A 24,442-nucleotide genomic window follows, 5' to 3' on the forward strand; every position below is an offset into this window, starting at 1 on the left:
CGCAACCTACCTCACCATTGAACGGTTTGTGTAGGGAAGGATGGCTCATTTGTGCATTGGGTCGTCCCAGAATGGCCGAACCACTTCCTGCTCCACGTCGGCCCGACTTACGCCGATGTCCTTGAGCGCCTCGTCGCTCATGCCGGCCAGCAATTCACGCTCGTGGTGCAATTCGTACCATCGACTAACCTTATGCAGCAGAGCGCTGACCGAGAAGCCATGGGAGAGTTTTTCTATCAGTAGATATCCTTTTTGACCTTTCATCGTGATGTCCTCCGTTTGGGATGGCTCAAGTCTCGCGCTAACGCTAAGATCAATCCAACGAATGTTTCTTATGCAATACATCTCGGAGATTGATCCATTGTCGAGTTACCCGAGCATCGATACGGAAGTGCTGCGTACCTTCGTTGCCATCGCCGACCAAGGGGGGTTCACCCGCGCCGGGGAACTGGTCAACCGCACGCAATCCGCCGTCAGCATGCAGATGAAGCGCCTGGAAGAGGACGTGTTGCAGCGGCGGCTGTTCGAGCGCGACGGGCGCCAGGTCAAGCTCACCGCCGAGGGCCAGGTGTTGCTGGGTTATGCCCGGCGGATCCTCAAGCTGCACAGCGAAGTGTTCAATACGCTGCGTGAACCGCACATGGTCGGCACGGTACGCATCGGCACGCCGGATGATTACGTGATGCGGTTCCTGCCCGGGATCCTGCAACGCTTCGCCCAGTTCTATCCCCTGATCGAAATCGAAGTGCACTGCGAATCGTCCAAGCAGTTGCTGCTGCGCCAGGACCTGGACTTGTCCATCGTCACCCGCAAGCCGGGGGATGAGATCGGCCAGTTGCTGCGCAAGGAGCGCTTTGTCTGGGCCGAAGCCGCCTGCTTCAACGTCCATGAACAAACACCGCTGCCGCTGGCGATGTTCAACAGTGATTGTTTCTGTCGGCAATGGGCGTGCAACGCATTGGATGCAATGGGCCGCGATTATCGCGTGGCGTACAACAGCTCGAGCCTGTCGGCGCTGATGGCCGTGGTGGGCGCGGGCCTGGCGATCACCGCGCAATTGGAAAGCCTGCTGACCCCGGACATGCGGGTGCTCGGTGAGGCGGAGAACCTGCCGGAGCTGCCCGAGGCCAGCATCATGTTGATCCGCAACTTGCACAACCCGTCGCCGATCACCGAGTGCCTGGCCGAGCACATTGTCGAAGGCTTCAAGCTTTAAAGATAAGCAACACCGCACACAACACCAGGAAACCGCAGAACAGCCCGCGCAGCAGTCGCTCCGGCAAGGCGTGGGCGACTTTCACGCCCCAGCTGATGCTCATCAGCCCACCGATGGCCAGCGGCAGGCCGATCCACCAATCCACCTCATGGTGAAACGCATAGGTGGCGAGGGTCACCCCGGTGCTGGGCAAGGCCAGCGACAGCGACAATCCCTGGGCCACGACCTGAGTGGTGCCAAACACACTGGTGAGGATCGGCGTGGCGACAACCGCCCCGCCGACGCCAAACAGACCGCCCATCGTCCCTGACGCCGCCCCCAACACGCCAAGCCATGGCCAGCCGTGGCGCATCTGCGCCGAAGCGGGTGCCGTCGCGGCGAACATTCGGATGAGGTTGTAGGCCGCCAGCACGACCAGGAACACCACGAAACCGATTCGCATGCTTTGCGCGTCAATGCCCACGGCCCAGATGGAGCCGAGCCACGCGAAGCAGAATCCCATGGAGGCCAACGGCAGGACATGACGCATCTCGATGCGATTGCGTTGATGATAACGCCACAGCGCCAACATCACGTTGGGCACCACCATCACCAGCGCCGTGCCTTGGGCGATCTGCTGGTCCAGACCGAACCATACGCCCAACACCGGTATCGCGATCAATCCGCCGCCAATGCCAAACAATCCCCCCAAGGTGCCCAATGCGGCGCCCAACAGCAAATACAGCACGACCTCGACCACAGACGATTCTCCCTTTATAAGGGCGCCTATCCTACGCAGTTGGCGATAACCAGGAAATGCATAGCTGATCAGGTCTTCAGAATTATCTGGTGCATTAAAGGTTCGTCCGCTAGATTCACCTGGACTACTGATTGAAAGGTTTCGCCATGAGCACTCAACACGACAGCCCCGACCCTTGCGACGCCCTGTTATTGGATAACCAGGTCTGCTTCGCCCTCCATTCCACGTCGCTGCTGATGACCAAGGTCTACAAGCCGCTGCTCCAGGCATTGGGCCTGACCTATCCGCAGTACTTGGCGATGATGGTGCTGTGGGAAAAAGACGGTTTAACCGTCGGTGAAATCAGCAACCGTCTGCTAACCGACCCAGGTTCGCTGACGCCACTGCTCAAGCGCCTGGAGGCCGAAGGTTTGCTGAGCCGCACCCGCAGTCGGGAAGACGAACGCGTGGTGATCGTCGAGCTCACTGAGCAGGGCCGCGCCCTGCAGAAAAAAGCCCTCGACATCCCGCAATGCATCCTTGCCGCCAGCGGCCAGACCCTGGAGCAATTGAAGAAGCTGCAACTTGACCTGCAAGAGCTGCGCGGGCATTTGCAAGACAGCCTCTAAATCACCGAAACACCGCTAATCCCTGTGTGCGAGCTTGCTCGCGAAAGCGGTGGATCAGCTTGCAGTGATGTTGGATATGCCGACGTCTTCGCGAGCAAGCTCGCTCCCACAATAGTCCTGCGCTGAATGCAAAGCTCATGGAAACCCAAGATCCCTGTGGGAGCGAGCTTGCTCCGGGCGGCGTTCCGACGAAAGCGGCGGCAAATCCGACATCCTCTGTTCAGATCCACCGCTATCGCGAGCAAGCTCGCTCCCACATTGGATTTCTGATGTGAGCAAGGTCTCGTCATCCAGCAACCTCTGTGGAACGAGCCTGCTCGCGATAGCGGCAGCCCTGTCTACCCTCCCCCCTCGAAAAATTTCTACTCTCAAAAACCGCTCTAGCTAAAGGCTTTCAGGCCTTTTCGGTTTGCCGACTCCATCTTGCCCCGAAAATTTATCTTGCGTACAAACTATTAGCGCATTACATTCTCTTCACACCTACTTAGCGCGCAAACATTTAGCGCGTAACACTCAAACAGAAACGAGGCTTCCATCATGAAAACTCTCTACACCGCAATCGCAACCTCCACCGGTGGCCGTGACGGTCGTGCCATCTCCAGCGACAACATCCTCGACGTCAAGCTCGCCACGCCCAAGGAACTCGGCGGTGCAGGCGGTGCGGCGACCAACCCAGAACAACTGTTTGCCGCTGGCTACTCGGCCTGCTTTATCGGCGCGCTGAAATTCGTCGCCAGCCAGACCAAACGCAAAATCCCGGATGACGCCTCGATCACCGCCCACGTTGGCATCGGCCAGATTCCTGGCGGTTTCGGCCTCGACATCGACTTGCACATCAGCTTGCCGGGCCTGGATCAAGCCGACGCGCAGAGCCTCGTCGATGCAGCGCACCAGGTTTGCCCGTACTCCAACGCCACCCGCGGCAACGTTGATGTGCGCCTGCACGTAACCGTTTAACCCTCGCCCCCGACCGAATTTCAAGGAGATAGACATGAACATCAGCAAAACCCTGACCGGCGCCCTTCTCGCCCTGAGCATCAGCAATGCCTTTGCCGGCGATATCGTCGAACACAACACCCAGGCATTTCTCGACGCACTGAATGCCGGCACCGGCAAGCCGCTGGAGCAGTTGTCGCCCAAGGATGCCCGCGCGGTACTGGTCGGCGCCCAGGCAGGTGTGAAATTGACACTGCCCAAGGCCGATGTCAGCGAGAAGACCATCAAGGTCGACGGCCAATCGATCAGCCTGACCATCGTTCGTCCGGCCGGGGTCAAGGGTGAGCTGCCAGTGTTCATGTTCTTCCACGGCGGCGGTTGGGTGCTGGGGGATTTCCCGACCCACGAACGACTGGTTCGGGATCTGGTAGCGGGTTCGGGCGCCGTCGCGGTGTTCGTCAACTACACGCCGTCACCCGAAGCGCATTACCCGGTGGCGATCAACCAGGCTTACGCCGCGACGAAATGGGTGGCCGAGCACGGCAAGGAAATCAATGTCGATGGCAAGCGCTTGGCCGTGGCGGGTAACAGCGTGGGTGGCAACATGGCGGCGGTCGTGGCGCTGATGGCCAAGGACAAGGGTACCCCGGCAATCCGCTTCCAGGCCTTGTTGTGGCCGGTGACCGATGCCAGTTTCGAGACGGCGTCCTACAACCAGTTTGCCGAAGGACATTTCCTCAGCAAGAACATGATGAAGTGGTTCTGGGACAACTACACCACCGATGCCGGGCAACGTAACGAGATCTATGCCTCGCCACTGCGGGCAACCACCGCGCAACTCAAGGGCCTGCCGCCCGCGCTGGTGCAGACTGCCGAGGCCGACGTGCTGCGCGACGAGGGCGAAGCGTACGCTCGCAAGCTGGACGCGGCCGGCGTCCCCGTCACGGCGGTGCGTTACAACGGCATGATCCACGACTATGGTTTGCTCAACGTCGTGAGCCAGGTGCCCGCGGTGCGTTCGGCGATGTTGCAAGCGTCGCAAGAGCTCAAGGAACACCTGAAGTGAATGCACGCCGAGCCTTTTGTGGCGAGGGAGCTTGCTCCCTCGCCACAGGGGCCGGGTCGAAATATAGATATAAAAAAGCCCGACTCAATGGTCGGGCTTTTTCATACAGAAGACTTCGCTTATTTAGCGCGGCCTTTGTAGGAACCGCCTTCGCGGGTATCGATCTCGATCATGTCGCCGATTTCGATGAAGTCAGCAACCGACAGCTCGGTACCGTTCTTCAGTTTGGCAGGCTTCATCACCTTGCCGGAAGTATCACCGCGAGCGGAGCCTTCGGTGTAGTCGACCTGACGCACGATAGTGGTCGGCAGTTCTACGGAAACCAGGCGCTCTTCAAAGAATACGGCTTCGCAAACGTCGGTCATGCCTTCTTCAACGAATGGCAGAACGCTTTCGATGTCTTCGGCGTTCAGCTCGTACATGGTGTAGTCAGTGGTGTCCATGAACGTGTAGGTGTCGCCGCTGATGAACGACAGGGTCGCTTCTTTGCGGTCCAGGATCACGTCATCCAGTTTGTCGTCCGCACCGTAGACGGTTTCGGTCTTGTAGCCGGTCAGCAGGTTTTTCAGCTTGGTCTTCATGATCGCGCTGTTGCGACCCGACTTGGTGAATTCAGCTTTCTGAACCAGCCAAGGATCGTTGTCGATACGAATCACGGTACCGGGTTTGAGTTCTTTACCAGTTTTCATTGCGAATATCCGAATTTGGATGGGATTTACAAAAATCTAGGCCGCGTATCATATCCAATTTCGGTAAAACTTCACCAGCGCCGTGGCAAGATCGGCTCGTGACGCCTGTTCCAGGCACCACGACCGGGCATGTTCGGCCAACTCCCGATCCTTCTCGCAGGCGGCTTTCCAGTGTTCGGCCATGTCTTGACCGGCATTCCAGGTGCGCCAAAGACCGCTGATCGCTTTTTCCGCTGGCTCGGAAAGTCCTTCGGTGTACAGCTTGAGAAATGCCTCGAGTTTCTCCAGGTGGACATCTTCTTCCTGTTGATAAATGTGCCAGAGCAGCGGCCGACCCGCCCATTGTGCCCGCACGAAGGAGTCCTCGCCGCGTACGGCGTTGAAATCACAGCACCATAACAAGTGGTCGTATTCATCCTGACGGACGAAAGGCAATACCTGCACCGTCAGGGCGCCACGGCGATACGAGGCTCCCGCCCCAAGGCCGTCAATGCCCGCCCAACGCTCGACATCCCCCAGGATGCGTCCTTCCGGAACCAGGACATGCCACGGACGGGTATCCGTCGCCATCGTGTCAAACCAGCTCGCCAACCCGGCATTTTCGTAGGCGAACAACGAAATCAGACGTGCCCCAGGCTCCCGCTCGACGCCCAGCCCCCGCAGGAAAACCTGTTGTGCAGCGCCATCCTGCTGGAATTGTCGACGACGCTCCAACAGCCCCGCTTCGCGCAGCAAGCCACCGGTGCCTTCCTGGAAGCCTGGAAAGAAGAAATACTTCTGCACGTGCTTGTATTTCACCGACGGCAGACCGTGACAACCGATCACCCAGTCCTCGGCGCTCAGGTAATCGAGGTTCATCCACAACGGCGTTACCTGGCGCTCGGCCATCGCATCCATGTAGGCGCTGGGCAACTGGCAGGCAAACGCGGCGATCACCACATCGGCCGCCTCGACAGGCAGCCAATCCTTGGGCCAGTGACGCACTTGAACGCCCTGCTGCCACTGTTCGGACAGCGCGGGGTCTATTTCCGGACACAGCCGTTCAAACGCACGCAGGTCATCGACCCAAAGCCGAACCGCGACCCCATGCTCGGCCACCAATTGCCGCGCCAGGCGCCAAGTGACGCCGATGTCGCCGAAGTTATCCACGACGGTGCAAAAAATATCCCAACGCACGGTCATTCCCGACTCCCTGTGGCAAAGCCTGATTGTCCCGTATTAAACCCATGATGCAGAAGGGCCGACGGCGATTAATCTTCATGCGACAATCAGCGCCTAACCGTGCCCCTGCCAGGAAGCAGTCATGCCTGATTACCCATCGCCGCCGCGCCTTTCAGCCTTGAAATTGACCGTCAGTATCGCCTTGGGCCTGTGGCTGGGATTCGTCGCCATCGTCCTGACAGGTTGGTTGCTGTCCAGGTTCCTCTTCGCTGAACAACTGGCCCCGGTGGCCGCTGCGGTTCATCAACTGGCGCAACCGCCAGCGGTGCAACCGGCGCCCGAGCCGCCCACGCCGATGTTCGAGCAATTCCAGCAGAACCTACAGAAGAACGAGCAGCGCCAGGCGCTGGAACAGGTGCGCAGCAACCCGCGCAACCTGTCGAACCCCAAATGCCAGTTCTGGCTGCAACAGGACCAGAACGCGCCGAGCGAGAAAAGCCGCGCCAACGTCCTGCAATTCTGCGAGTGATCATGAACAAACAGACTGTCCACCAGTTGATCCTCGACAAACTCGAGATTGACCTCGACATTGCCGAACGCGCCGCGCAGACCGCCTACGAAACCGCGACCCACGAAGAAAATATCGCGGAGAACAAATACGACACCCTCGGCCTGGAAGCTTCATACCTTGCCGCCGGACAAGCCCGGCGCGTCGAGGAGATCCGCCAGGCGCTCGCTCTGTGCCAGAACCTGACACTGAGGCCTTACGACGAAGAGCGCGGTATCCAGGTCGGCACATTGATCGGGCTGGAAGATAAGGATGGCCGCCAACAGTGGCTATTCCTTGGGCCGGACGCAGCGGGGCTGAAGGTCTCGCTGGTGGGGCAGCCGATCACCGTCATCACCCCTCGCTCGCCGCTGGGCAGGAGCCTGCTGGGCAAGTTCGAAGGGGATGAAGTGGAAATCGTCGTGGCGGGCGCCCGGCAACAGTTCGCAGTCACCGAGGCTATCTGACTTTCGGTCAGTGCACCGGCAATTCGACGCCGTCGAACAGCTCTTCGAGTTCCTGCTTGTTGTGGCACTGGATGGCCTTGGCCATGACTTCGCGCGTCAGGTGCGGTGCGAACTTCTCGATGAAATCGCACATGAAGCCACGCAGGAAGGTGCCACGACGGAAGCCGATCTTGGTCACGCTGGACTCGAACAACTCGCTGGCATCCAACACCACCAGATCACTGTCGAGCTTGGTATCGACGGCCATTTTCGCCACGATGCCCACGCCCAGGCCCAGGCGAACGTAAGTCTTGATCACGTCGGCGTCGGCGGCAGTGAACACCACTTTCGGGGTCAAGCCACGATGGCTGAAGGCTTCGTCGAGTTTCGAACGACCGGTGAAACCGAACACGTAGGTCACGATCGGGTACTCGGCCAACGCTTCGAGGGTCAGCTTCGGCAATTTGGTCAGCGGGTGGCCCTGGGGCACCACCACGCAGCGGTTCCAGCGATAGCACGGCATCATCACCAGATCGCCGAACAGCTCCAGGGCTTCGGTGGCAATGGCGAAGTCCACGGTGCCGTCGGCGGCCATCTCGGCGATCTGCATCGGCGAGCCCTGGTGCATGTGCAGCGCGACATCCGGGTATTGCTTGATGAAATTGCTGATCACCGGCGGCAGCGCATAACGGGCCTGGGTGTGAGTGGTCGCGATGGACAGCGTGCCTTTTTTCTCGTTGGAAAATTCCTGGGCAATCTGCTTGATGCTCTCGACCTTGCGCAGGATCTCGCCAGCCGTGGTGATGATGCGTTCACCGGCCGGGGTCACGCGGGTCAGGTGCTTGCCGCTGCGGGCGAAGACTTCGACGCCCAGTTCGTCTTCCAACAGGCGGATCTGCTTGCTGATGCCAGGTTGCGACGTGTAGAGGCTTTGTGCGGTAGCGGAAACGTTGAGGTCGTGGTGCGCCACTTCCCAGATGTAGCGCAATTGTTGAAGCTTCATATGTATCCCTCAAAGCAGTTGGATGCGACGGGCATCAGCGACGGCATATAACTATATGAATGGTTGTATTAATAAATCTAGAACTTTTTATAAAAAAGCCATCATTTAGCCTTAGGCCTCTCCCTGCCGCCGGCGCTGGACCAGCGGCACCAGGTAGACCGGCACCCGGGATAACTGCAATACCCGTGCGGCGGTCCTGCCCAAAGGAGTTTCTCCATTCGCCCCCTGGCAGTGACTGCCTACGATCAACAAATCGACGGAGAGTTTCGCAGCCTGCTCGAGAATGACCTGGGACGGGTCACCCTGGAATACCCTCACCGACTTGATCAGTTGCAAGTCCTGCTGCCCCTCCCCCAACTCCTCGCGAAAGCTGTCCAGTACTCGCTGCTCGATATTGGCCATCACCGTATTCAGACCCTGGCGATGAAATTCGTTCAGCGCCTGCTCGTCCAGATAGCTTTGCAACACCGACTCGGCGAACAGCCCCATCGGTTCCACCGCATGCACTACATACAACTCGGCTTCAAACGTCCGTGCCAACGCCAAGGCATGCTGCATCACATAAGGGGCATAAAGCCCCAGGTCTGTGGCGTACAGCATCGAACGAATCATGTGACCTCCTCGAATGCCAGAATGGCGGAGATTGATTCAGCTTAGCAGCGCGCCAACGAGCGTGACGTGTGGCGTAACGCCTCAAAGTACGGGCGGTCAGAGCTTCACTTCGTTGCTGATGCCATGGGGCACATGCCCGGTGGCAACCACCTCGCGGGCAAGCTCGCAATGGCCGGTCTGGTCATCGAAAAACACGTCGGCGGCAAAGGCTTCGAGGAATGCCGACTTGGTCAGGCCGCCCAGGAACAGCGACTCGTCCAGACGAATATCCCATTCTCGCAGCGTACGGATGACCCGTTCATGGGCCGGCGCCGACCGAGCCGTGACCAATGCCGTGCGGATCGGGCAGGCATCCTCCGGGAATTCGCGCTGCAGGGCATTGAGCGCCGCCAGGAACCCCTTGAACGGCCCGCCTCGCAGTGGCTCGCGCGCGGCTTGGCGTTCACTGGCCTGGAAGGCTTCGAGGCCACCGCTCTGATAGATGCGTTCAGACTCATCGGAAAACAGCACCGCATCACCGTCAAACGCGATGCGCAGCTCCTCGCTGGCGGCACGGCTGGCCCCGCCTGACAGGATCGTTGCCGCCGCAAATCCGGCGTCCAATGCGCTGCGCACATCTTCGGCATGGGTGGAGAGGAACAGGTCGCAGCCGAACGCCTTGAGGTATGGATAAGGACTTCGACCGCCAACGAACGCGGCGCGGGAGATCGCCAGGCCGTAATGATGAATCGAGTTGAACACCCGCAGGCCAGTGTCGGCGCTGTTGCGCGACACCAGGATCACCTCGACACGGGCTCGCCCCAGGTGCTCGTTGAGATTGAGCAATTTCTGTACGAGGGCGAAGGCGTCCCCAGGCTCAAGGACCTCGTCTTCATGCTCGATCTGGTATTGCCGATAGGCCTCGACACCACCGGAAAGATAGACCTTGTGGCTTTCCCTCAGGTCGAACAAGGCTCGCGATGAAATCGCCAGCACCAGTTTGTCGTCGATGTTATTCGCCATGCTGTCCCCCTTCATCCATCAACGATTGCGGCGGTCCAGGAACGCCAGCGCCTGATACAAGGCTTCGATCTTCGGCAAATCGCAGCCCGCCGCCTTCGCCGCTGCCAGTGGCCGGCCGTAGATCGCATCCAGCTCCAACGGCCGTTCATGGGAATAATCGTGATACATGCTCGGCCAATAGTCGGGCATCTTTTCGGTCATCGTAAAGAGATAGTCGGCATACCCTGGTGCGATTTGATGCCCGCAGGCTTGCGCACCGCGTACCACCTCCGCCATCAAGGCCTGGACCAGACCGCGACTGTGGTCATTGGCCATCAACGGCGTGGTGCTGGCGCCCAGCAGCACCGAGAGGCCGTTGTACGGTACGTTCCATACCAGCTTCTGCCAGCGAGCCTGTTGCAGGTCGGGCATGGACTGGGAGTCGATACCCGCGGCACGAAACAACCCAGCCCCCTCCTCGACAATCGCCATGCGTTCGTCCTGGCCCTGGCAAGGACCGCTGTGATAACCGATATTCACCGCGCCAAGGGCCTGATGGGCAACGATGCCCGGCCCGACGCGGTGAACGCAGACCAGGCACAGGCCGCCCAATAAATGCAGTGAGTCGGGCAGTAGCGGCCGCAGATCATCCTCGACATCGAGCCCGTTCTGCAGCAACAGGACTTTAGCGCCGTCAGCGGCAGCCTGGATGATGACCGGGGCCAGGTCGGCATTGCTGGTGGTCTTGGCGCCCACCAGCAGCCAGTCGCAAGGCGGCATTTCGTTTGCCGAACGGTAAGCCTGGACCGGGTTGAGGGCCAGCGTGCCATGGACTGCGCTGTCGACTCGCAGGCCGCTTTCGGCCACGGCGGCAAATTCACTGCGCAACAAGAAATGCACATCAAAGCCGGCACGTGCCAGCATCACGCCGTAGAAGCCGCCAATCGCCCCGGTGCCGATCATTCCTATTCGCGCTTTTACGCCTGCCTGCATTACCGTAGCCCTCTTTGAAAACAATCCGTGCACACTATCAACGGGGGCCAGACGGCATGCAATCCAGATTGTAAGCAGCCGTGAAATTAATCCCCGGCCTGCCTTCGGGCTCGATGGCCAGACAAATAGGGATTAAACCCGTGCCTGCCCATTGTCGAGCCACCTCCTAACGCGCTAAGGTTCGGCTCCCCGACGCGCTTAAATCCGCTGTGCACCGCCGCGCGGGGATCGCTGGCGGCCGGCACCCGTGACCTGACGAGTAACACGATGGCTGATTTACCGATCAACGACCTTAACGTCGCCTCCAACGAAACCCTCATCACGCCTGACCAGCTCAAGCGCGACATTCCCTTGAGCGACGCTGCCCTGCGCACCGTGACCAAGGGTCGGGAAGTCATCCGCAACATCCTCGACGGCACCGACCATCGCCTGTTCGTGGTCATCGGGCCTTGCTCGATCCATGACATCAAGGCTGCCCACGAATATGCCGAGCGCTTGAAGGTGCTTGCGGCGGAAGTCTCCGACACCTTGTACCTGGTGATGCGGGTGTATTTCGAGAAACCTCGGACGACCGTTGGTTGGAAGGGCCTGATCAACGACCCGTACCTGGACGACTCCTTCAAGATCCAGGACGGCCTGCACATCGGCCGCCAGTTGCTGCTGGACCTGGCCGAAATGGGCCTGCCCACCGCCACCGAAGCCCTGGACCCGATCTCCCCGCAATATTTGCAGGACCTGATCAGCTGGTCGGCCATCGGCGCGCGCACCACCGAATCCCAGACGCACCGCGAAATGGCCTCCGGCCTGTCGTCGGCCGTCGGCTTCAAGAATGGCACTGACGGCGGCCTCACCGTCGCCATCAACGCCTTGCAGTCGGTTTCCAGCCCCCACCGTTTCCTGGGCATCAACCAGGAAGGCGGCGTGTCGATCGTGACCACCAAGGGCAACGCCTACGGCCACGTCGTGCTGCGCGGTGGCAACGGCAAGCCGAACTATGACTCGGTCAGCGTCGCGCTGTGCGAACAGGCGCTGAACAAAGCGAAGATCAAGCCGAACATCATGGTCGATTGCAGCCACGCCAACTCCAACAAGGACCCGGCACTGCAACCGCTGGTGATGGAAAACGTCGCCAACCAGATCCTGGAAGGCAACCAGTCGATCATCGGCCTGATGGTGGAAAGTCATCTGAATTGGGGCTGCCAGGCGATTCCGAAAGACCTCGCCGATTTGCAGTACGGCGTCTCCATCACCGATGCCTGCATCGACTGGAGCGCGACCGAGAAGACCTTGCGCGGCATGCATGCCAAGCTCAAGGATGTGCTGCCTAAGCGTCAGCGCGGCTAAAAGATCGCAGCCTCGTTGCACTCGGCAACTCCTACCCTACATAGCTCCTACACTTTGGAGCGGGGATGTAGGAGCTGGCGAAGCCTGCGACCTTTGCTTCCTTCAGACATAAAAAAACGCCGGGCTTTGCAGCCCGGCGTTTTTTTATGGTGAATTCTTGGTCTATCAAAGCTTCGCCGCGTGGCGCTGGTGGCGCTCCATGTAGCGCTCTACATAGGAGCAGGACGGGATCACCGTGTAGCCCATTTCTTCAGCGAACCGCAGCGCCTCTTCGGTCAACTTCGCGGCGATCCCCCTGCCACGCAATGCGTTGGGCACGAAGGTGCGATAGATGTCCAAGGTCTGCTTGCCCAGGTCCATATAGGTCAGATAGGCACGATGACCGTCCACAATGGTCTCGAACTGATGACCAGCCTGGTCATGGTGGATGGAAACCGCCTCGCTCATCACTACTCCTCGCGGGTCTGAATGCCGACCCCTACCTTACCGATGTTTTTCCGGCGAAGGAACCTCTACGCCACCCCGTGCCAATCCGGTCACCGAGGGCAAAAAACCAGCCGCCCAAACCTGAGCACGTCGTGAATAGTAGGCACCAATGACGCAAATGCTCAAGACACGCCTGTCACTGAAGTGGTGAACCTCGACGGGTTTATCGGTTGAGCCTCACTTTCAAGCGCTAGTCGGTCCAGACGCTATAGCTGAACATCGCCAGTTGTTGAGTCTTGAGACGAGCGCCCGCTGTTAAAGTCACCGCCATTAGCAATAAAAGATCCCTGGCGGACTGCACAAAAAATGAACAAAAGTCCAGGAGAATCAATAAACAACGACTTTTAGCGCCTTCGGTTGAGTTGACCGGTCTGCGGAACTTTTTTTCAGCGGCACGCTCCATTCCCACGGTTGAGGCTGTGTATTTTTTAAACAACCAACAGAAAAGTTGCCTGAAAAAGAATCACCGCCTACAATTTTTTTGCTTCTTGCGCTACGTCAGTTTACTTACTACAAGTAATGAGTAGTATGTACGCCGGCTAACTCCTCACTCTGGGGAGACAGTCACTAAATAGAAAGTCCTTGAAGGGGAACACGATGAACAACGTTCTGAAATTCTCTGCTCTGGCCCTGGCCGCAGTTCTGGCTACCGGTTGCAGCAGCGCATCGAAAGAAACCGAAGCACGTCTGACTGCCACCGAAGACGCAGCAGCTCGCGCCCAAGCTCGTGCAGACGAAGCCTACCGTAAAGCTGATGAAGCTCTGGCTGCTGCTCAAAAAGCACAACAGACTGCTGACGAAGCTAACGAGCGTGCTCTGCGCATGCTGGAAAAAGCTAGCCGCAAGTAATAGTCCTTCGGGATTGTTATCGAGCCGACCCACTAGTGGGTCGGCTTTTTTATTGCCCGGTATTCTCCTGGCGATAAAAAACCCGCCGACATCCTGGAATGTGGGCGGGTTGTCGTAGAGTCGCTTATTGGGTCAGATCGACCGGCGCGCTCGATACCATCGGTGCCGAAGTATTCGGAACGGCAACCTCTACCGGCAGGCCGTCTTCGGCAGCCACCACGTCACGCACCACGTCCCAGTTCATGCGCAAGTTGCTGGTGATGTCTTCCCGCTTGAGCATCGCGTTGATGACCGCGGTGTGCTTGTCCACCACGGACGGGTTGCCCTTGTCGTCCAGCGGCGTATGGGCTTCCAGGTAAACCTTGCCGCCGCTTACGCCCAACTTGTACGGGTCGTTGATGATTCGCACCGAAGTCCCCACCGGCACCATGCTCGCCATTTCCAATACGTTGTTGTTGAACATCCGGAAGCAACCGTGGCTGGTACGCATGCCAATACCGAACTTCTTGTTCGAACCATGGATCAGGTAGCCCGGGGTGCCCAGGGTGAACTTGAACGGGCCCAGCGGGTTGTCGGGGCCGGCCGGTACGACGTTCGGCAGCGGATCGCCATCGGCGGCGTGTTCTGCCTTGATCGAAGCTGGAGGCGTCCAGGTCGGGTTTGGTGTCTTGGCGATGATGCTGGTGTGGGCGATAGGCGAGCCCCAGCCTTCACGGCCGATCCCCAGCGGGAAGGTGTAGACCACGTTCCGCCCCTTGGGGAAATAGTAGAGGCGGTATTCGGCGAGGTTGATCACGATCCCTTCGCGCGGGCCTGGCGGCAGGATGAAGCGGGTCGGCAGGACGATTTCGGTGCCCGCGCCCGGCAGCCACGGATCGACCCCGGGGTTGGCCGCGACCATCTCGCTGTAGCCCAGGTCATAGGTGGTGCCCAGGTCGGCGAAGGTGTCTTCGTATTTGGCCTTGATGACCTGCACCTGGCCGACGATGTCTTCACCTGGCGGTGGCAGAGGCAGCTCCAGGGCAGCAACGGGACCAGCCATACACAGGGCGGCAAGAGACAGGCAGCGGGCGACGGCAGGCAAGCGCGGCAACATCCGGGAAATCCTTCGCAGATCGAACAGAGGGTGTGGAAGCGGCGATTGTACACTGCCACCCGTTATTTCGGGGAGAGCGGCGCTGAAGCGCCCGATGCGCAGCATGCCGGGGGATTGAACTGAAACCCTGTGGGAGCGAGCTTGCTCGCGATTGGCAGTGAGCCTGCCTGCACTGTATGGGCTGTGCCTGCCTATCGCGAGCAAGCTCGCTCCCACAAAAAAGCGATACTTTGAGCCAGGAGGATCACAGCTCGAAGCGCAACTCCGGCCAGATCGGCGAAGTCCCGCGCTTCTGGGACTCCAGGATTGCCCGGCATAGCGAGCACAGGCGATGATCCTGGAAAATCTTGCGATCGACGCTCGACCAGCGCGGCTGGGCCGGCAGCAGGCTGCCACACAGGGTCCGGTCGGCCGAACCGCCAAGCTCCAACTGCCGGGTCACCAAGTGCACCCGTACTTCCTGACAGGCGAACAGATCCAACTGCTCGTCGGGCTCGATCAGTTGGTAGGCAAACAGGGACCAGGCTGGACGCGGCATCGGGGGCTCCAAATCGGGGGCGCCACATTAGCCGAAACACCGCCTGTAGAAAAGCGTCAAAGCAGCGGTTTCAGCGTCGGCCAGACATTTTCCAGCAACTTGCCCTGGGCCGCGACGGACGGGTGCAATCCGTCGCCTTGCATCATCCCGGGCACACCTCCGATCTCCTTGAGAAAAAACGGCACCAGCGGCACGTTTTTCTCCTCCGCCAACGTGCTGTAGACCCGTGCGAACGCATCGGTATAGCGGCGTCCATAGTTGGGGGGCAGTTGCATCCCCAGCAAAAGCACTTTCGCCCCACTGGCGCGGGAGCTGTCGATCATCGCTGCAAGGTTTTGTTGCAATTGTGTTGGCGGTTGTCCACGCAAGCCATCGTTGCCTCCCAGTTCCAGGATGACGAGGTCCGGCTTATGGGCCGAAAGCAGCGCCGGCAGCCGCGCCAGCCCCCCTGAGCTGGTGTCGCCACTGATCGAAGCATTGACCACCTTATCGTCGAAACCCTCGGTCTTGAGCCGTTGTTCGAGCAACGACACCCAGCCTTGCCGGGTATCCAGGCCGAAAGCCGCGCTGATACTATCGCCAACGATCAGGACTGTACCCGCCGCTGCGTTCTGGGCCATGCACATCAAGGCCAGGCCGGCACTCAAAAACCACACTCGCATCGGATTCTCCATGGGCTCAAGCATTCTCACCGCGACGGACCTTAGCAAAGTGGTTCCCAGCGCGGAAGGTGAACTGACCATCCTGCACGAACTCAGCCTGGAACTGAACAAAGGCGACAGCCTCGCCATTGTCGGCGCATCCGGTTCCGGCAAATCCACGCTCCTGGGCCTGCTCGCCGGCCTCGATCTGCCCAGCGGCGGTGAAGTCACCCTTGCCGGCCAGGCCCTCAGTACATTGGATGAAGATCAACGGGCCCGCGTGCGCGCCGAACACGTCGGTTTCGTCTTCCAGTCGTTCCAGTTGCTCGACAGCCTCAACGCACTGGAAAACGTCATGCTGCCGCTGGAACTGGACGGTCGCAAGGACGCCCGCGAGCGCGCCACGCAACTGCTGCAACGGGTGGGGCTTGGCCAGCGGCTGACCCATTCGCCACGCCAGCTCTCCGGCGGTGAACAACAGCGCGTCGCGATTGCCCGTGCGTTTGCCGCCGAACCCGACGTGCTGTTTGCCGACGAACCCACCGGCAACCTCGACAGCCACACCGGCGAACGCATCAGCGATCTGTTGTTCGAGCTGAACAAGGAACGCGGCACGACCCTGGTGCTGGTCACCCACGACGAACGCCTGGCCCATCGCTGCCGGCGCCTGATCCGACTTGAAGCCGGCCAGATGGTCGCGCCCCTGGAGCCTTGATGGCACGCTTGCCCCTGTTGCGCCTGTTCAGTCTTGCCGTCCGCCAGTTGCTGCGCGATGCCCGCGCCGGTGAACTGCGCGTGCTGTTCTTCGCCCTGCTGGTGGCCGTGGCGGCGAGCACCGCCATCGGTTATTTCGGTGCCCGGCTCAATGGCGCGATGATGATGCGCGCCACCGAATTCCTCGGCGCCGACCTTTTGCTCGAAGGCAGTTCCCCTGCCCGCCCGGAACAGATCCGCAGCGGCACCGAGCTGGGCCTGGAACATGCTCGTGTGGTCGAGTTCTCCAGCGTGGTCGCCACCGACAACGGCATCCAGCTGTCCAGCGTCAAGGCAGCCGATGACATCTACCCTTTGCGTGGCGAGTTGAAAAGCGCCCCGGCCCCTTTCGCCCCGGAAGAAACCGGTGGACGACCGGCCCCAGGGGAAGCCTGGGTGGAAGCACGCCTGTTGACGGCACTGGACCTGAAGATTGGCGACAGCATCGATGTCGGCAACAAGACCCTGCGCCTGAGCCGGGTGCTGACCTACGAACCGGATCGCGCCGGTAATTTCTACAGCCTGACGCCTCGGGTCATGATCAATCTCCAGGACCTGGATGCCACGGGCGTGGTGCAACCGGGCAGCCGGGTCAGCTATCGCGACCTGTGGCGCGGTCCGGCGCCGGCATTGCAGACCTATCGCGACCTGGTCAAGCCAGGCCTGGAACCCAACCAGCGCTTGCAAGACGCCCGGGATGGCAATCGACAGATCGGCGGTGCTCTGGGCAAGGCCGAGCGCTACCTGAACATGGCCAGCCTGGTGGCGGTGTTGCTGTCCGGCGTCGCCGTCGCCCTCTCGGCCAACCGCTTCGCCACCCGCCGCTTCGATGCGAGTGCGCTGTTGCGCTGCCTGGGCCTGTCCCGCCGCGAAACCATGGTGCTGTTCAGCCTGCAACTGGCAATGCTGGGCCTGTTGGCGAGCATCAGCGGCGCGCTGCTTGGCTGGATCGCCCAGTTGGGGTTGTTTGCCTTGCTGCATGACCTGCTGCCCACCACCGTGCCGCCAGGCGGGATGCTGCCGGCCATTGCCGGGATCGGCACCGGGCTGGTGGCCCTGGCGGGGTTCGCCTTGCCCCCGCTCGCCGCCCTGGGTCGGGTACCACCGCTGCGCGTGTTGCGACGGGACATGCTGCCGATCCCTTCCAGCAGTTGGGTCGTCTACGGCGCCGCATTGGGCGCGCTTGGGCTGATCATGTGGCGCCTGAGCCTGGACCTGGTGCTGACCTTCGCCTTGCTCGGTGGTGGTGTGATTGCTGCGCTGGTGCTTGGCGGCTTGCTGTTACTGGCGTTGCAAAGCCTGCGCAGGATGCTGGCCCGTGCCTCGCTGCCCTGGCGGCTGGGGCTCGGCCAACTGCTGCGTCATCCCCTGGCGGCTGCCGGCCAGGCGTTGGCGTTCGGCCTGATCCTGCTGTCCATGGCCCTGATTGCGCTGCTGCGCGGCGAGTTGCTGGACACCTGGCAAAACCAGCTGCCGAAAAACGCGCCGAACTATTTTGCCCTGAACATCCTGCCCAACGACAAGCAGGCGTTTACCGACAAACTGGTCGCTCTGTCGGCGCAATCGGCCCCTCTCTATCCTGTGGTACCCGGGCGACTGATCAGCATCAATGGCGAGCCGGCCACGGAGTTCGTCACCAAGGACTCGGCAGGTGACCGGGCACTGCAGCGAGACCTGAGCCTGACCTGGGCTGAGGATTTGCCGGCGGGCAACGTCGTGACTGCCGGGTCCTGGTGGTCGCAGCAGCCGTCGGACGACATCCCGGGGGTTTCGGTCGAAGGCAAGGTCGCCGATAACCTCAAGATCAAGTTGGGCGACCGCCTGGTGTTCAGCGTTGGCGGCGTCAATCGGGAAGCGAAGGTCACCAGCTTGCGGGAGATCAACTGGGACAACTTCCAGCCGAACTTCTTCATGATCTTCCAGCCCGGCACCCTGAAGGATCTGCCGGCCACCTACCTCACCAGTTTTTATCTGGCGCCCGGTCACGATCAACAGATCGTCGACCTGTCCCGGGCCTTTCCAGCGGTCACGATCCTGCAAGTCGAAGCCTTGCTGGAACAGCTGCGCAGTATCCTCGCCCAAGTGACGCTGGCCGTGGAGTATGTCTTGCTGTTCGTACTGGCGGCGGGCATGGCCGTGCTGTTCTCGGGCTTGCAGGCCACCCTCGACGAAAGGATCCGGCAAGGCGCTTTGCTACGCGCCCTGGGCGCCGAGCGGCCGCTGCTGACCAAGGCCCGGCGCATCGAGTTCGGCTTGCTGGGTGCGGTCAGCGGCTTGCTGGCAGCCCTGGGTTCGGAACTGGTGAGCCTGGTCCTCTACCGCTATGCCCTCGACTTGCCTTGGCATCCACACCCATGGCTGCTGGTGCTGCCGTTGGTGGGAGCATTGCTGATCGGTGGCGCAGGTGTATTCGGTACCCGTCGAGCGCTCAACGCCAGCCCGCTGACAGTGTTGCGCGAGGGTTGATAGACTTCGGGCCTCGTCATCACAAGAAGTCGCCATGAGTCGCTATCGCCCTCCCCGCACCGCCGGCACCGCGCTGATCACCCCCGAGGGTGAAGCGCGGATGCGCGCCGAACTTCATGAGCTCTGGCACGTGCGCCGCCCCCAGGTGACCCAGTCGGTCAGCGAGGCGGCGGCCCAGGGCGATCGCTCGGAGAACGCCGAGTACACCTACGGCAAGAAGATGCTCCGGGAAATCGATAGTCGCGTGCGTTTCCTCACCAAACGCCTCGAAGCACTCAAAGTCGTCAGTGAAAAGCCCAGTGACCCGAACAAGGTTTACTTCGGTGCCTGGGTCACTGTGGAGGACGAGGATGGCAACGAGTCGCGCTATCGCATCGTCGGGCCCGATGAACTGGATTTAAAACAACATCTGATCAGTATCGATTCGCCGCTCGCCCGGGCATTGATTGGCAAAGCCCTGGATGCCGAAGTCCGAGTCCAGACACCTGCCGGAGAACAACTGATCTATATCACCCGCATCGAATACCTATAACCAACCTGATTACAACTTCTACAGCAACGAAACATTGAAGTACAAGACAGAGACATTCTTAGTTTGACTTCAACTTGCCCATGCAGGAAATTAAATGTGCGCCAGACGCGCACTTTTAATTAATCACCTGATTATTCAAGGATGAATAACATGAACGCAAACTTCAGCGACCGCTGGATGGATAACACACCGGGCATTTATAAACTTCGTATCGATGAATTGATCCTGCCCGGCACGCATGACTCGGGGTCTGACAAGCAAGCTTCGAAAATGATGCTGCCCAACGAAATCACCCAGGACGTGCCTGTCCGCGATCAGATCATGCGGGGATTTCGGGTGCTCGACTTGCGTGTAGAGCTTTTCCCTGGCCAACCCATCGGCCATCCACGTCGTTTTCAGCTGTATCACCTCACCGCTTCTGGCCGCACCGTGGCCGACGATGTGCTTGGCGCGCTCAATACGTTCTATGCGGACCCCGGACGCCAGAATGAAATAATCATTTTAAACTTCCATCAGTTCAAGAATTTTACCGAGGCGTCGCATGAAGAACTCCACGCCTTGATCGATCAAAAGATTGGGCACCGATTAGTACCGTACCCTCAAAGGTATCTTACACTGGAGCAACTACGACAACAGATGCCTGGAAAGAGCGTGGTCATTTCCTATAACTGGCGCTCCGGAGACGGTTACTGGCCCGGTGTCGAACAACAATGGATCGGGGAGAACTACATAAGCACTTCGACACTGAAAGTCTTCATGGACGAAGCCAGTTCCAAGCCCAAAAGGCCCTACGCTCTGCGTGCCATTCAATGCGCCAAATATACCGGCCTTTACGTCCCGGACGATTTCAGCGACAAAGTGGACCTCTGGTTCGCGTCCAAGGACAGCGAGAGCTATATCCAGCGCTTCCATATCATCAACACCGACTGGTCGACACGAAGCAACATCGTGCTCAACTGCATGCACGCCAACCAATTCAGGGCCCAGGCCAAAGGCTGACGCCCTTAACGGCGTGTAATCAGCCCTTGCCTGGCTACACGGGTCAGTTGCTTGATCATTTCGGGAGCTTCCGCCCCCGTAGGGGACTGGATGACGGCCAAGTCGAAACTGTCATTGGCGAAACGCGCCAATGACTCGCCGTCCTCGACAAACTGGATGAGGAAAGCCGCCGGGCCATGGCTACGCCGCGGCCAGCCGTCGAGATAACGCAACAGCGTTGGCTGGTGAGTACCGCCGAGGAGAATTTTTGGGTTGCGTCGGACAAGGTTCGCCGTGATTGGCGCAAGACGTACAAGGGGGCTGGGTGTGTTCATCGTGTCGTGTCTCTGCCTCAAAAGTCTGCATGGCAGGTGAGAGGCAACACCGAACCAGCGCTTTAGCGGTATTTCGAAGCCGTGTTTCCTGGCTTCTGTCGGCAACTGGATGAGTCACCTGGCGCCCCGCAAGTAGCTGTTTAAATCGGCGCATGAGCGGCATCCTAGAGAAGCCAACCGGGCAGTGTCAAGAATCCCCGCCCACAAAAAAGGCCCGAACTGGACGGGCCTCGATGATTCAAGCGAGCGATCAGCCAGCGATGGCACGATCCACTGACAGCTTGCCTGCGCCTTCGATCAGCACCGCGACACTGCCCGCCAGCAAGGCCAAGGCAAACTCGTAACCGTTGTTGGCCATGAACAGACCATTGCCGATGTGCACGGAGAAAATCGCAACCAGCGACAAGATCGCCAGCCCCAGCGCCGCCGGGCGCACCAACAGACCGATGATCAAAGCCAGCCCGGCAAAGAACTCAGTGCCGCCAGCCAAGGTTGCCATCAGGTAACCCGGAGCCAGGCCAATGCTTTCCATCCATTGCGCCGTCCCTGCCAGGCCATAACCGCCAAACAGACCAAACAGCTTTTGCGAACCGTGGGCGGCGAAGATGATCCCTACGACGATGCGCAAAACAGTCAGGCCGTAGCCAGCACGGGAGAACAATACTTTGTTGATGAGAGTGCTCATGGGGTGCATTCCTTGGTGTATGTGTGGTTGGACGCCATATTAATCAAACAATCCTATTGAAATAGCGCAAAATATCCGCCATAACAATCAAATTACTCGATCACTTCCGCAAAACCACCTCTCGTTCCTGGGACTCCAGCGACTCTCGCTCCCGGTCAAACGCCAGATAGTATTTATTCACACTATTAACGTAGCTGACGGCGCCCATTCCCACCTGCTCCATCGCGATTCGCTCGACCTGGAAAAACCACTGGTCAGGATTAAGGCCTCGCCGCCGGGCCTCGGCACGCATGCCTTGCACGCGCTCGGGGCCCATGTTGTAGGCAGCGAGGACAAACGCCATCCGCTCGCGCTCGTTGAGCTTGGAGCTGGCGAAGAACTTGCGGCGGATCATGGCCAGGTATTTGGCACCGGCCCGCACATTGGCATCCAGGTCCTGAATGTTATCGACTCCAACCCGCTGGGCCGCGGACGGCGTAATCTGCATCAGGCCCGTTGGGGCGCCACCGCTGCGCGCCTTGGGTTGCAGGGCGGATTCCTTGAACGCCAGGGCCGCCAGGTTTAGCCAGTCCATGCCTTGGGCCTGGGCATGCTTCTGCAGGACCGGACGCAGTTTTTCCAGGCGCTGGCGATCGGCCCGGGCCAGCGGGTAGTGGACCTGATACAAGCGGCGGTAGATGCGCAGGAATGCAGCGTCCTCATTGGCGGGCACTTTATAGGTCGCCAGGAACCGGTCGATGCTCGCTCGCAACATCGCGGCGTCGCGACGAACGAACCAATGTTCGTCACTTGGCTCGCCGATGAGCACCTGGCGGTCAAAGCGCAGCTTAGGAAGGATCTTGCCCCAGCGTTCGGCGATTGGTTGCTCGACGATGGTCAGGTGGAAGATTCCGCCCTGGACCATTTCCAGCACGTCCTCCACTGCCAGCGTGGGATCGACCCATTCGATCTTCACCGCAGGCAACTTCAGCAACGCCAGCTTCTGGTTGATCTGGCTGACCGCGTCGCCCGCCGCGCTGCCGTTGGGCAAGGCCAGGGTCTTGCCAGACAATTGTTCGACGCGGGTATAACGCTTCTCGCCCTTGATGCCCACCAACAGCAGGGGCACATCGGTACGAATCGGATCACTGGCGCTGACCGCATGGCCCGCTTGTGGCTCAAGCAATTCGCCAGGGGCCACCAGGTCGCCCTCCCCACGCTGCAAGGCACCGAGCAACTGGTCCTTGGCTTTGGGAATGATCTTGAGGGTAATTTCCTGGCCATCCCGGGCATGGCCATTGAGGTACTGCTCGAAAGCACGCAACCGATGATATTCGACGCCGATGGGTTGGCCCTGGACTTCGCCGGAACTGTTGCGGCTCTGATTGACCAATACTCTCAACACCCGGCTGCTGCGTATTTGCGCCAGGTCGCGCGTGGTTCCCGGCGCAACGGCCTGCACCGGCCCAGGCAGCCGGGCGTCGGCCGGCATCGGCAACAGCAGCGAACAACACAACAGTAGCAACACCTGGGGACGTGTCATCCACTCTCCGGAACGATACTGGCGAGCCAATCGCCTCGCAAAAGCGAGACCGGGTCGACAGAAACAGAGCACCTTGGGGCGCTGAAAAGTGCGAAAGACTGGCACAGCGATGGCATTTGCACCACCCCGACCTGTCTCGTGGCCTCAACAGACAGCTCCAACTCGTTGTAGTTCTTGGCTTTTCTTGTATATCTACAGCTCTGATATGCTTTCCGCCCTTTGGGCCGAGGTAGCACCATGCAACTCATCGATATCGGCGTCAACCTGACCAACCCCAGTTTCGCCGACAAACACCAGGCCGTGCTTGAGCGCGCCTATGAAGCCGGGGTCTGCCAATTGGTGTTGACCGGTACCAGCATCGAGGGCAGCGAACAGGCGCTCGAACTGTGCCAGCATCTCGATGAAGACGGGCAACGACTGTTTTCCACCGCCGGTATCCACCCCCACAGCGCCAGCGACTGGACCGCCGACAGTGCCCGGCACCTGAAGGATCTGCTCAAGCAGGACCGCGTCCGCGCGGTGGGTGAATGCGGATTGGACTTCAACCGTGATTTTTCTCCACGCCCCCAGCAGGAAAAAGTCCTGGAGGAGCACCTTGCCCTCGCCGTCGAGTTGCAATTGCCAGTCTTCCTTCATGAGCGCGACGCCGACCAGCGCCTGCTGGAAATCCTCCGGGATTTCCGTGACCGATTGCCCGCCGCGGTGGTGCATTGCTTTACCGGCGAGAAGAAAGCGCTGTTCAGCTACCTCGACCTGGATCTGCACATCGGTATCACCGGGTGGATCTGCGATGAGCGCCGGGGCACGCATTTGCATCCCTTGGTGCGCGAGATTCCCCGCGGCCGGCTGATGCTCGAAAGCGATGCGCCGTACCTGCTGCCACGCACCCTGCGGCCCAAACCGAAGAACGGTCGCAACGAACCGGCCTACCTGACGGACGTGTTGCGCGAAGTGGCCTTGCACCGGGGCGAAACCCAGGAAGACCTGGCGGCCCACAGCACGGCCTGCGCCCGGGCGTTTTTTGGGTTGCCCGACATCTCAGATTGAACGCATCCCATGTGGGAGCGGGCTTGCTCGCGAAGGCGGTGGTTCAGCCAGCACAGCAGTAACTGACCCAACGCCTTCGCGAGCAAGCCCGCTCCCACAACGACTCGCCGATATCCGTTGACCCACATCAAAACCCAGCCCTCCGAATAGCAGCACAATACTGGCACCTTGCC

Annotated in this window: 28 protein-coding genes; 13 read left to right on the plus strand and 15 right to left on the minus strand. The window is 59.9% G+C overall.

Annotated features, from left to right (window positions below; translation table 11 throughout):
- Window positions 1-45: 45 nt before the first annotated feature.
- Complete coding sequence (locus KSS97_RS20395) at window positions 46-264, minus strand: DUF1127 domain-containing protein (RefSeq protein WP_030141880.1); 219 nt, start codon at window positions 262-264, stop codon at window positions 46-48.
- A gap of 97 nt (window positions 265-361) precedes the next feature.
- Here KSS97_RS20395 and KSS97_RS20400 point away from each other — a divergent pair, with 97 nt between their 5' ends.
- Window positions 362-1,216, plus strand: coding sequence for a LysR substrate-binding domain-containing protein (locus tag KSS97_RS20400; protein WP_030141879.1), 855 nt, complete (start codon window positions 362-364; stop codon window positions 1,214-1,216).
- On the opposite strand, the gene KSS97_RS20405 is transcribed toward KSS97_RS20400, so the two are convergent.
- On the minus strand, window positions 1,206-1,955 hold the full coding sequence (locus KSS97_RS20405; protein WP_030141878.1) for a sulfite exporter TauE/SafE family protein: 750 nt from the start codon (window positions 1,953-1,955) through the stop codon (window positions 1,206-1,208). The genes KSS97_RS20400 and KSS97_RS20405 overlap by 11 nt on opposite strands.
- A gap of 146 nt (window positions 1,956-2,101) precedes the next feature.
- On the opposite strand from KSS97_RS20405, the gene KSS97_RS20410 reads away from it, so the two are divergent.
- The 3 genes from KSS97_RS20410 (at window position 2,102) to KSS97_RS20420 (ending at window position 4,565) form a co-directional block, all read left to right on the plus strand.
- Complete coding sequence (locus KSS97_RS20410; protein WP_181288889.1) at window positions 2,102-2,563, plus strand: MarR family winged helix-turn-helix transcriptional regulator; 462 nt, start codon at window positions 2,102-2,104, stop codon at window positions 2,561-2,563.
- Between the two features lie 537 nt (window positions 2,564-3,100).
- A complete protein-coding gene (locus KSS97_RS20415; protein ID WP_039588908.1) occupies window positions 3,101-3,520 on the plus strand; it encodes an organic hydroperoxide resistance protein in 420 nt (139 codons plus the stop codon).
- A gap of 34 nt (window positions 3,521-3,554) precedes the next feature.
- On the plus strand, window positions 3,555-4,565 hold the full coding sequence (locus KSS97_RS20420; RefSeq protein ID WP_030141875.1) for an alpha/beta hydrolase: 1,011 nt from the start codon (window positions 3,555-3,557) through the stop codon (window positions 4,563-4,565).
- A 119-nt stretch (window positions 4,566-4,684) separates the two neighbouring features.
- Here the strand turns inward: KSS97_RS20420 and KSS97_RS20425 are convergent, their stop codons facing one another.
- On the minus strand, window positions 4,685-5,254 hold the full coding sequence (locus KSS97_RS20425) for an elongation factor P (RefSeq protein WP_003226785.1): 570 nt from the start codon (window positions 5,252-5,254) through the stop codon (window positions 4,685-4,687).
- A 48-nt stretch (window positions 5,255-5,302) separates the two neighbouring features.
- A complete protein-coding gene (gene earP / locus KSS97_RS20430; RefSeq protein WP_198797282.1) occupies window positions 5,303-6,436 on the minus strand; it encodes an elongation factor P maturation arginine rhamnosyltransferase EarP in 1,134 nt (377 codons plus the stop codon).
- Between the two features lie 121 nt (window positions 6,437-6,557).
- Between earP and KSS97_RS20435 the strand changes: the two genes are divergently transcribed.
- Window positions 6,558-6,944 carry a hypothetical protein gene (locus tag KSS97_RS20435; RefSeq protein WP_198797283.1) on the plus strand — a complete coding sequence of 129 codons (387 nt, stop codon included), beginning with the start codon at window positions 6,558-6,560 and terminating at the stop codon, window positions 6,942-6,944.
- Window positions 6,945-6,946: 2 nt separating this feature from the next.
- Window positions 6,947-7,429: a GreA/GreB family elongation factor gene (locus KSS97_RS20440; RefSeq protein WP_217860018.1), complete on the plus strand. Its 483-nt coding sequence runs from the start codon at window positions 6,947-6,949 to the stop codon at window positions 7,427-7,429.
- 7 nt (window positions 7,430-7,436) lie between these two features.
- On the opposite strand, the gene cysB is transcribed toward KSS97_RS20440, so the two are convergent.
- The 4 genes from cysB to KSS97_RS20460 all read right to left on the minus strand — a co-directional run bounded on the left by cysB (window position 7,437) and on the right by KSS97_RS20460 (window position 10,997).
- Entirely contained in the window at window positions 7,437-8,411 is a 975-nt protein-coding gene (gene cysB / locus KSS97_RS20445) for an HTH-type transcriptional regulator CysB (RefSeq protein WP_003199376.1), read from the minus strand.
- A gap of 111 nt (window positions 8,412-8,522) precedes the next feature.
- Window positions 8,523-9,023, minus strand: coding sequence for a universal stress protein (locus KSS97_RS20450; RefSeq protein WP_030141871.1), 501 nt, complete (start codon window positions 9,021-9,023; stop codon window positions 8,523-8,525).
- Window positions 9,024-9,119: 96 nt separating this feature from the next.
- Window positions 9,120-10,025 (minus strand): 5'-nucleotidase, encoded by a 906-nt coding sequence (locus KSS97_RS20455; protein ID WP_198797284.1) that lies wholly within the window; start codon window positions 10,023-10,025, stop codon window positions 9,120-9,122.
- A gap of 18 nt (window positions 10,026-10,043) precedes the next feature.
- Window positions 10,044-10,997: a putative 2-dehydropantoate 2-reductase gene (locus KSS97_RS20460; RefSeq protein WP_030141869.1), complete on the minus strand. Its 954-nt coding sequence runs from the start codon at window positions 10,995-10,997 to the stop codon at window positions 10,044-10,046.
- A gap of 267 nt (window positions 10,998-11,264) precedes the next feature.
- Between KSS97_RS20460 and KSS97_RS20465 the strand changes: the two genes are divergently transcribed.
- Window positions 11,265-12,341: a 3-deoxy-7-phosphoheptulonate synthase gene (locus tag KSS97_RS20465; protein WP_030141868.1), complete on the plus strand. Its 1,077-nt coding sequence runs from the start codon at window positions 11,265-11,267 to the stop codon at window positions 12,339-12,341.
- 165 nt (window positions 12,342-12,506) lie between these two features.
- Here the strand turns inward: KSS97_RS20465 and KSS97_RS20470 are convergent, their stop codons facing one another.
- Window positions 12,507-12,788 carry a GNAT family N-acetyltransferase gene (locus tag KSS97_RS20470; protein ID WP_030141867.1) on the minus strand — a complete coding sequence of 94 codons (282 nt, stop codon included), beginning with the start codon at window positions 12,786-12,788 and terminating at the stop codon, window positions 12,507-12,509.
- Window positions 12,789-13,424: 636 nt separating this feature from the next.
- Here KSS97_RS20470 and oprI point away from each other — a divergent pair.
- Entirely contained in the window at window positions 13,425-13,676 is a 252-nt protein-coding gene (oprI, locus tag KSS97_RS20475) for an outer membrane lipoprotei OprI (protein WP_011335311.1), read from the plus strand.
- A 124-nt stretch (window positions 13,677-13,800) separates the two neighbouring features.
- Here oprI and KSS97_RS20480 read toward each other — a convergent pair whose 3' ends face one another.
- The 3 genes from KSS97_RS20480 to KSS97_RS20490 all read right to left on the minus strand — a co-directional run bounded on the left by KSS97_RS20480 (window position 13,801) and on the right by KSS97_RS20490 (window position 15,972).
- Window positions 13,801-14,772, minus strand: a complete 972-nt coding sequence (locus tag KSS97_RS20480; RefSeq protein ID WP_030141866.1) for a L,D-transpeptidase family protein — start codon at window positions 14,770-14,772, stop codon at window positions 13,801-13,803.
- 244 nt (window positions 14,773-15,016) lie between these two features.
- Window positions 15,017-15,310: a hypothetical protein gene (locus tag KSS97_RS20485; RefSeq protein WP_003199347.1), complete on the minus strand. Its 294-nt coding sequence runs from the start codon at window positions 15,308-15,310 to the stop codon at window positions 15,017-15,019.
- 56 nt (window positions 15,311-15,366) lie between these two features.
- On the minus strand, window positions 15,367-15,972 hold the full coding sequence (locus KSS97_RS20490) for an arylesterase (RefSeq protein ID WP_217860019.1): 606 nt from the start codon (window positions 15,970-15,972) through the stop codon (window positions 15,367-15,369).
- Between the two features lie 10 nt (window positions 15,973-15,982).
- Here KSS97_RS20490 and KSS97_RS20495 point away from each other — a divergent pair, with 10 nt between their 5' ends.
- The 4 genes from KSS97_RS20495 to KSS97_RS20510 all read left to right on the plus strand — a co-directional run bounded on the left by KSS97_RS20495 (window position 15,983) and on the right by KSS97_RS20510 (window position 20,701).
- Window positions 15,983-16,666: an ABC transporter ATP-binding protein gene (locus tag KSS97_RS20495; protein ID WP_030141863.1), complete on the plus strand. Its 684-nt coding sequence runs from the start codon at window positions 15,983-15,985 to the stop codon at window positions 16,664-16,666.
- Entirely contained in the window at window positions 16,666-19,170 is a 2,505-nt protein-coding gene (locus KSS97_RS20500; RefSeq protein WP_030141862.1) for an ABC transporter permease, read from the plus strand. The genes KSS97_RS20495 and KSS97_RS20500 overlap by 1 nt, the downstream gene beginning before the upstream one ends.
- Window positions 19,171-19,204: 34 nt before the next feature.
- Window positions 19,205-19,702, plus strand: a complete 498-nt coding sequence (gene greB, locus KSS97_RS20505) for a transcription elongation factor GreB (RefSeq protein ID WP_030141861.1) — start codon at window positions 19,205-19,207, stop codon at window positions 19,700-19,702.
- A gap of 150 nt (window positions 19,703-19,852) precedes the next feature.
- The gene (locus KSS97_RS20510; protein WP_217860020.1) at window positions 19,853-20,701 is read left to right on the plus strand and encodes a PI-PLC domain-containing protein; all 849 of its coding nucleotides are present in this window, start codon (window positions 19,853-19,855) and stop codon (window positions 20,699-20,701) included.
- A gap of 5 nt (window positions 20,702-20,706) precedes the next feature.
- On the opposite strand, the gene KSS97_RS20515 is transcribed toward KSS97_RS20510, so the two are convergent.
- From KSS97_RS20515 to KSS97_RS20525, 3 genes are all read right to left on the minus strand, one after another.
- Complete coding sequence (locus tag KSS97_RS20515) at window positions 20,707-21,015, minus strand: hypothetical protein (RefSeq protein WP_030141859.1); 309 nt, start codon at window positions 21,013-21,015, stop codon at window positions 20,707-20,709.
- Window positions 21,016-21,265: 250 nt separating this feature from the next.
- Window positions 21,266-21,700, minus strand: coding sequence for a DoxX family protein (locus KSS97_RS20520; RefSeq protein ID WP_217860021.1), 435 nt, complete (start codon window positions 21,698-21,700; stop codon window positions 21,266-21,268).
- A 100-nt stretch (window positions 21,701-21,800) separates the two neighbouring features.
- Window positions 21,801-23,222 (minus strand): MltF family protein, encoded by a 1,422-nt coding sequence (locus tag KSS97_RS20525; protein ID WP_217860022.1) that lies wholly within the window; start codon window positions 23,220-23,222, stop codon window positions 21,801-21,803.
- Between the two features lie 237 nt (window positions 23,223-23,459).
- On the opposite strand from KSS97_RS20525, the gene KSS97_RS20530 reads away from it, so the two are divergent.
- Window positions 23,460-24,269 (plus strand): TatD family hydrolase, encoded by an 810-nt coding sequence (locus KSS97_RS20530; RefSeq protein WP_217860023.1) that lies wholly within the window; start codon window positions 23,460-23,462, stop codon window positions 24,267-24,269.
- The last annotated feature ends 173 nt before the right edge of the window (window positions 24,270-24,442 follow it).

Source organism: Pseudomonas alvandae (assembly GCF_019141525.1).
GTDB lineage: Bacteria > Pseudomonadota > Gammaproteobacteria > Pseudomonadales > Pseudomonadaceae > Aquipseudomonas > Aquipseudomonas alvandae.

What these genes read in the sequence shown, in the direction of transcription:
- KSS97_RS20490 (WP_217860019.1), bottom strand. Translation starts at nt 15,972, where the DNA reads ATGCGAGTGTGGTTTTTGAGTGCCGGCCTGGCCTTGATGTGCATGGCC.
- KSS97_RS20410 (WP_181288889.1), top strand. Translation starts at nt 2,102, where the DNA reads ATGAGCACTCAACACGACAGCCCCGACCCTTGCGACGCCCTGTTATTG.
- KSS97_RS20450 (WP_030141871.1), bottom strand. Translation starts at nt 9,023, where the DNA reads ATGATTCGTTCGATGCTGTACGCCACAGACCTGGGGCTTTATGCCCCT.
- KSS97_RS20440 (WP_217860018.1), top strand. Translation starts at nt 6,947, where the DNA reads ATGAACAAACAGACTGTCCACCAGTTGATCCTCGACAAACTCGAGATT.
- KSS97_RS20510 (WP_217860020.1), top strand. Translation starts at nt 19,853, where the DNA reads ATGAACGCAAACTTCAGCGACCGCTGGATGGATAACACACCGGGCATT.
- KSS97_RS20480 (WP_030141866.1), bottom strand. Translation starts at nt 14,772, where the DNA reads ATGTTGCCGCGCTTGCCTGCCGTCGCCCGCTGCCTGTCTCTTGCCGCC.
- KSS97_RS20495 (WP_030141863.1), top strand. Translation starts at nt 15,983, where the DNA reads ATGGGCTCAAGCATTCTCACCGCGACGGACCTTAGCAAAGTGGTTCCC.
- KSS97_RS20455 (WP_198797284.1), bottom strand. Translation starts at nt 10,025, where the DNA reads ATGGCGAATAACATCGACGACAAACTGGTGCTGGCGATTTCATCGCGA.
- KSS97_RS20485 (WP_003199347.1), bottom strand. Translation starts at nt 15,310, where the DNA reads ATGCCGCGTCCAGCCTGGTCCCTGTTTGCCTACCAACTGATCGAGCCC.
- KSS97_RS20425 (WP_003226785.1), bottom strand. Translation starts at nt 5,254, where the DNA reads ATGAAAACTGGTAAAGAACTCAAACCCGGTACCGTGATTCGTATCGAC.
- cysB (WP_003199376.1), bottom strand. Translation starts at nt 8,411, where the DNA reads ATGAAGCTTCAACAATTGCGCTACATCTGGGAAGTGGCGCACCACGAC.
- KSS97_RS20465 (WP_030141868.1), top strand. Translation starts at nt 11,265, where the DNA reads ATGGCTGATTTACCGATCAACGACCTTAACGTCGCCTCCAACGAAACC.
- greB (WP_030141861.1), top strand. Translation starts at nt 19,205, where the DNA reads ATGAGTCGCTATCGCCCTCCCCGCACCGCCGGCACCGCGCTGATCACC.
- KSS97_RS20395 (WP_030141880.1), bottom strand. Translation starts at nt 264, where the DNA reads ATGAAAGGTCAAAAAGGATATCTACTGATAGAAAAACTCTCCCATGGC.
- KSS97_RS20515 (WP_030141859.1), bottom strand. Translation starts at nt 21,015, where the DNA reads ATGAACACACCCAGCCCCCTTGTACGTCTTGCGCCAATCACGGCGAAC.
- earP (WP_198797282.1), bottom strand. Translation starts at nt 6,436, where the DNA reads ATGACCGTGCGTTGGGATATTTTTTGCACCGTCGTGGATAACTTCGGC.
- KSS97_RS20530 (WP_217860023.1), top strand. Translation starts at nt 23,460, where the DNA reads ATGCAACTCATCGATATCGGCGTCAACCTGACCAACCCCAGTTTCGCC.
- KSS97_RS20415 (WP_039588908.1), top strand. Translation starts at nt 3,101, where the DNA reads ATGAAAACTCTCTACACCGCAATCGCAACCTCCACCGGTGGCCGTGAC.
- KSS97_RS20420 (WP_030141875.1), top strand. Translation starts at nt 3,555, where the DNA reads ATGAACATCAGCAAAACCCTGACCGGCGCCCTTCTCGCCCTGAGCATC.
- oprI (WP_011335311.1), top strand. Translation starts at nt 13,425, where the DNA reads ATGAACAACGTTCTGAAATTCTCTGCTCTGGCCCTGGCCGCAGTTCTG.
- KSS97_RS20520 (WP_217860021.1), bottom strand. Translation starts at nt 21,700, where the DNA reads ATGAGCACTCTCATCAACAAAGTATTGTTCTCCCGTGCTGGCTACGGC.
- KSS97_RS20460 (WP_030141869.1), bottom strand. Translation starts at nt 10,997, where the DNA reads ATGCAGGCAGGCGTAAAAGCGCGAATAGGAATGATCGGCACCGGGGCG.
- KSS97_RS20435 (WP_198797283.1), top strand. Translation starts at nt 6,558, where the DNA reads ATGCCTGATTACCCATCGCCGCCGCGCCTTTCAGCCTTGAAATTGACC.
- KSS97_RS20525 (WP_217860022.1), bottom strand. Translation starts at nt 23,222, where the DNA reads ATGACACGTCCCCAGGTGTTGCTACTGTTGTGTTGTTCGCTGCTGTTG.
- KSS97_RS20470 (WP_030141867.1), bottom strand. Translation starts at nt 12,788, where the DNA reads ATGAGCGAGGCGGTTTCCATCCACCATGACCAGGCTGGTCATCAGTTC.
- KSS97_RS20500 (WP_030141862.1), top strand. Translation starts at nt 16,666, where the DNA reads ATGGCACGCTTGCCCCTGTTGCGCCTGTTCAGTCTTGCCGTCCGCCAG.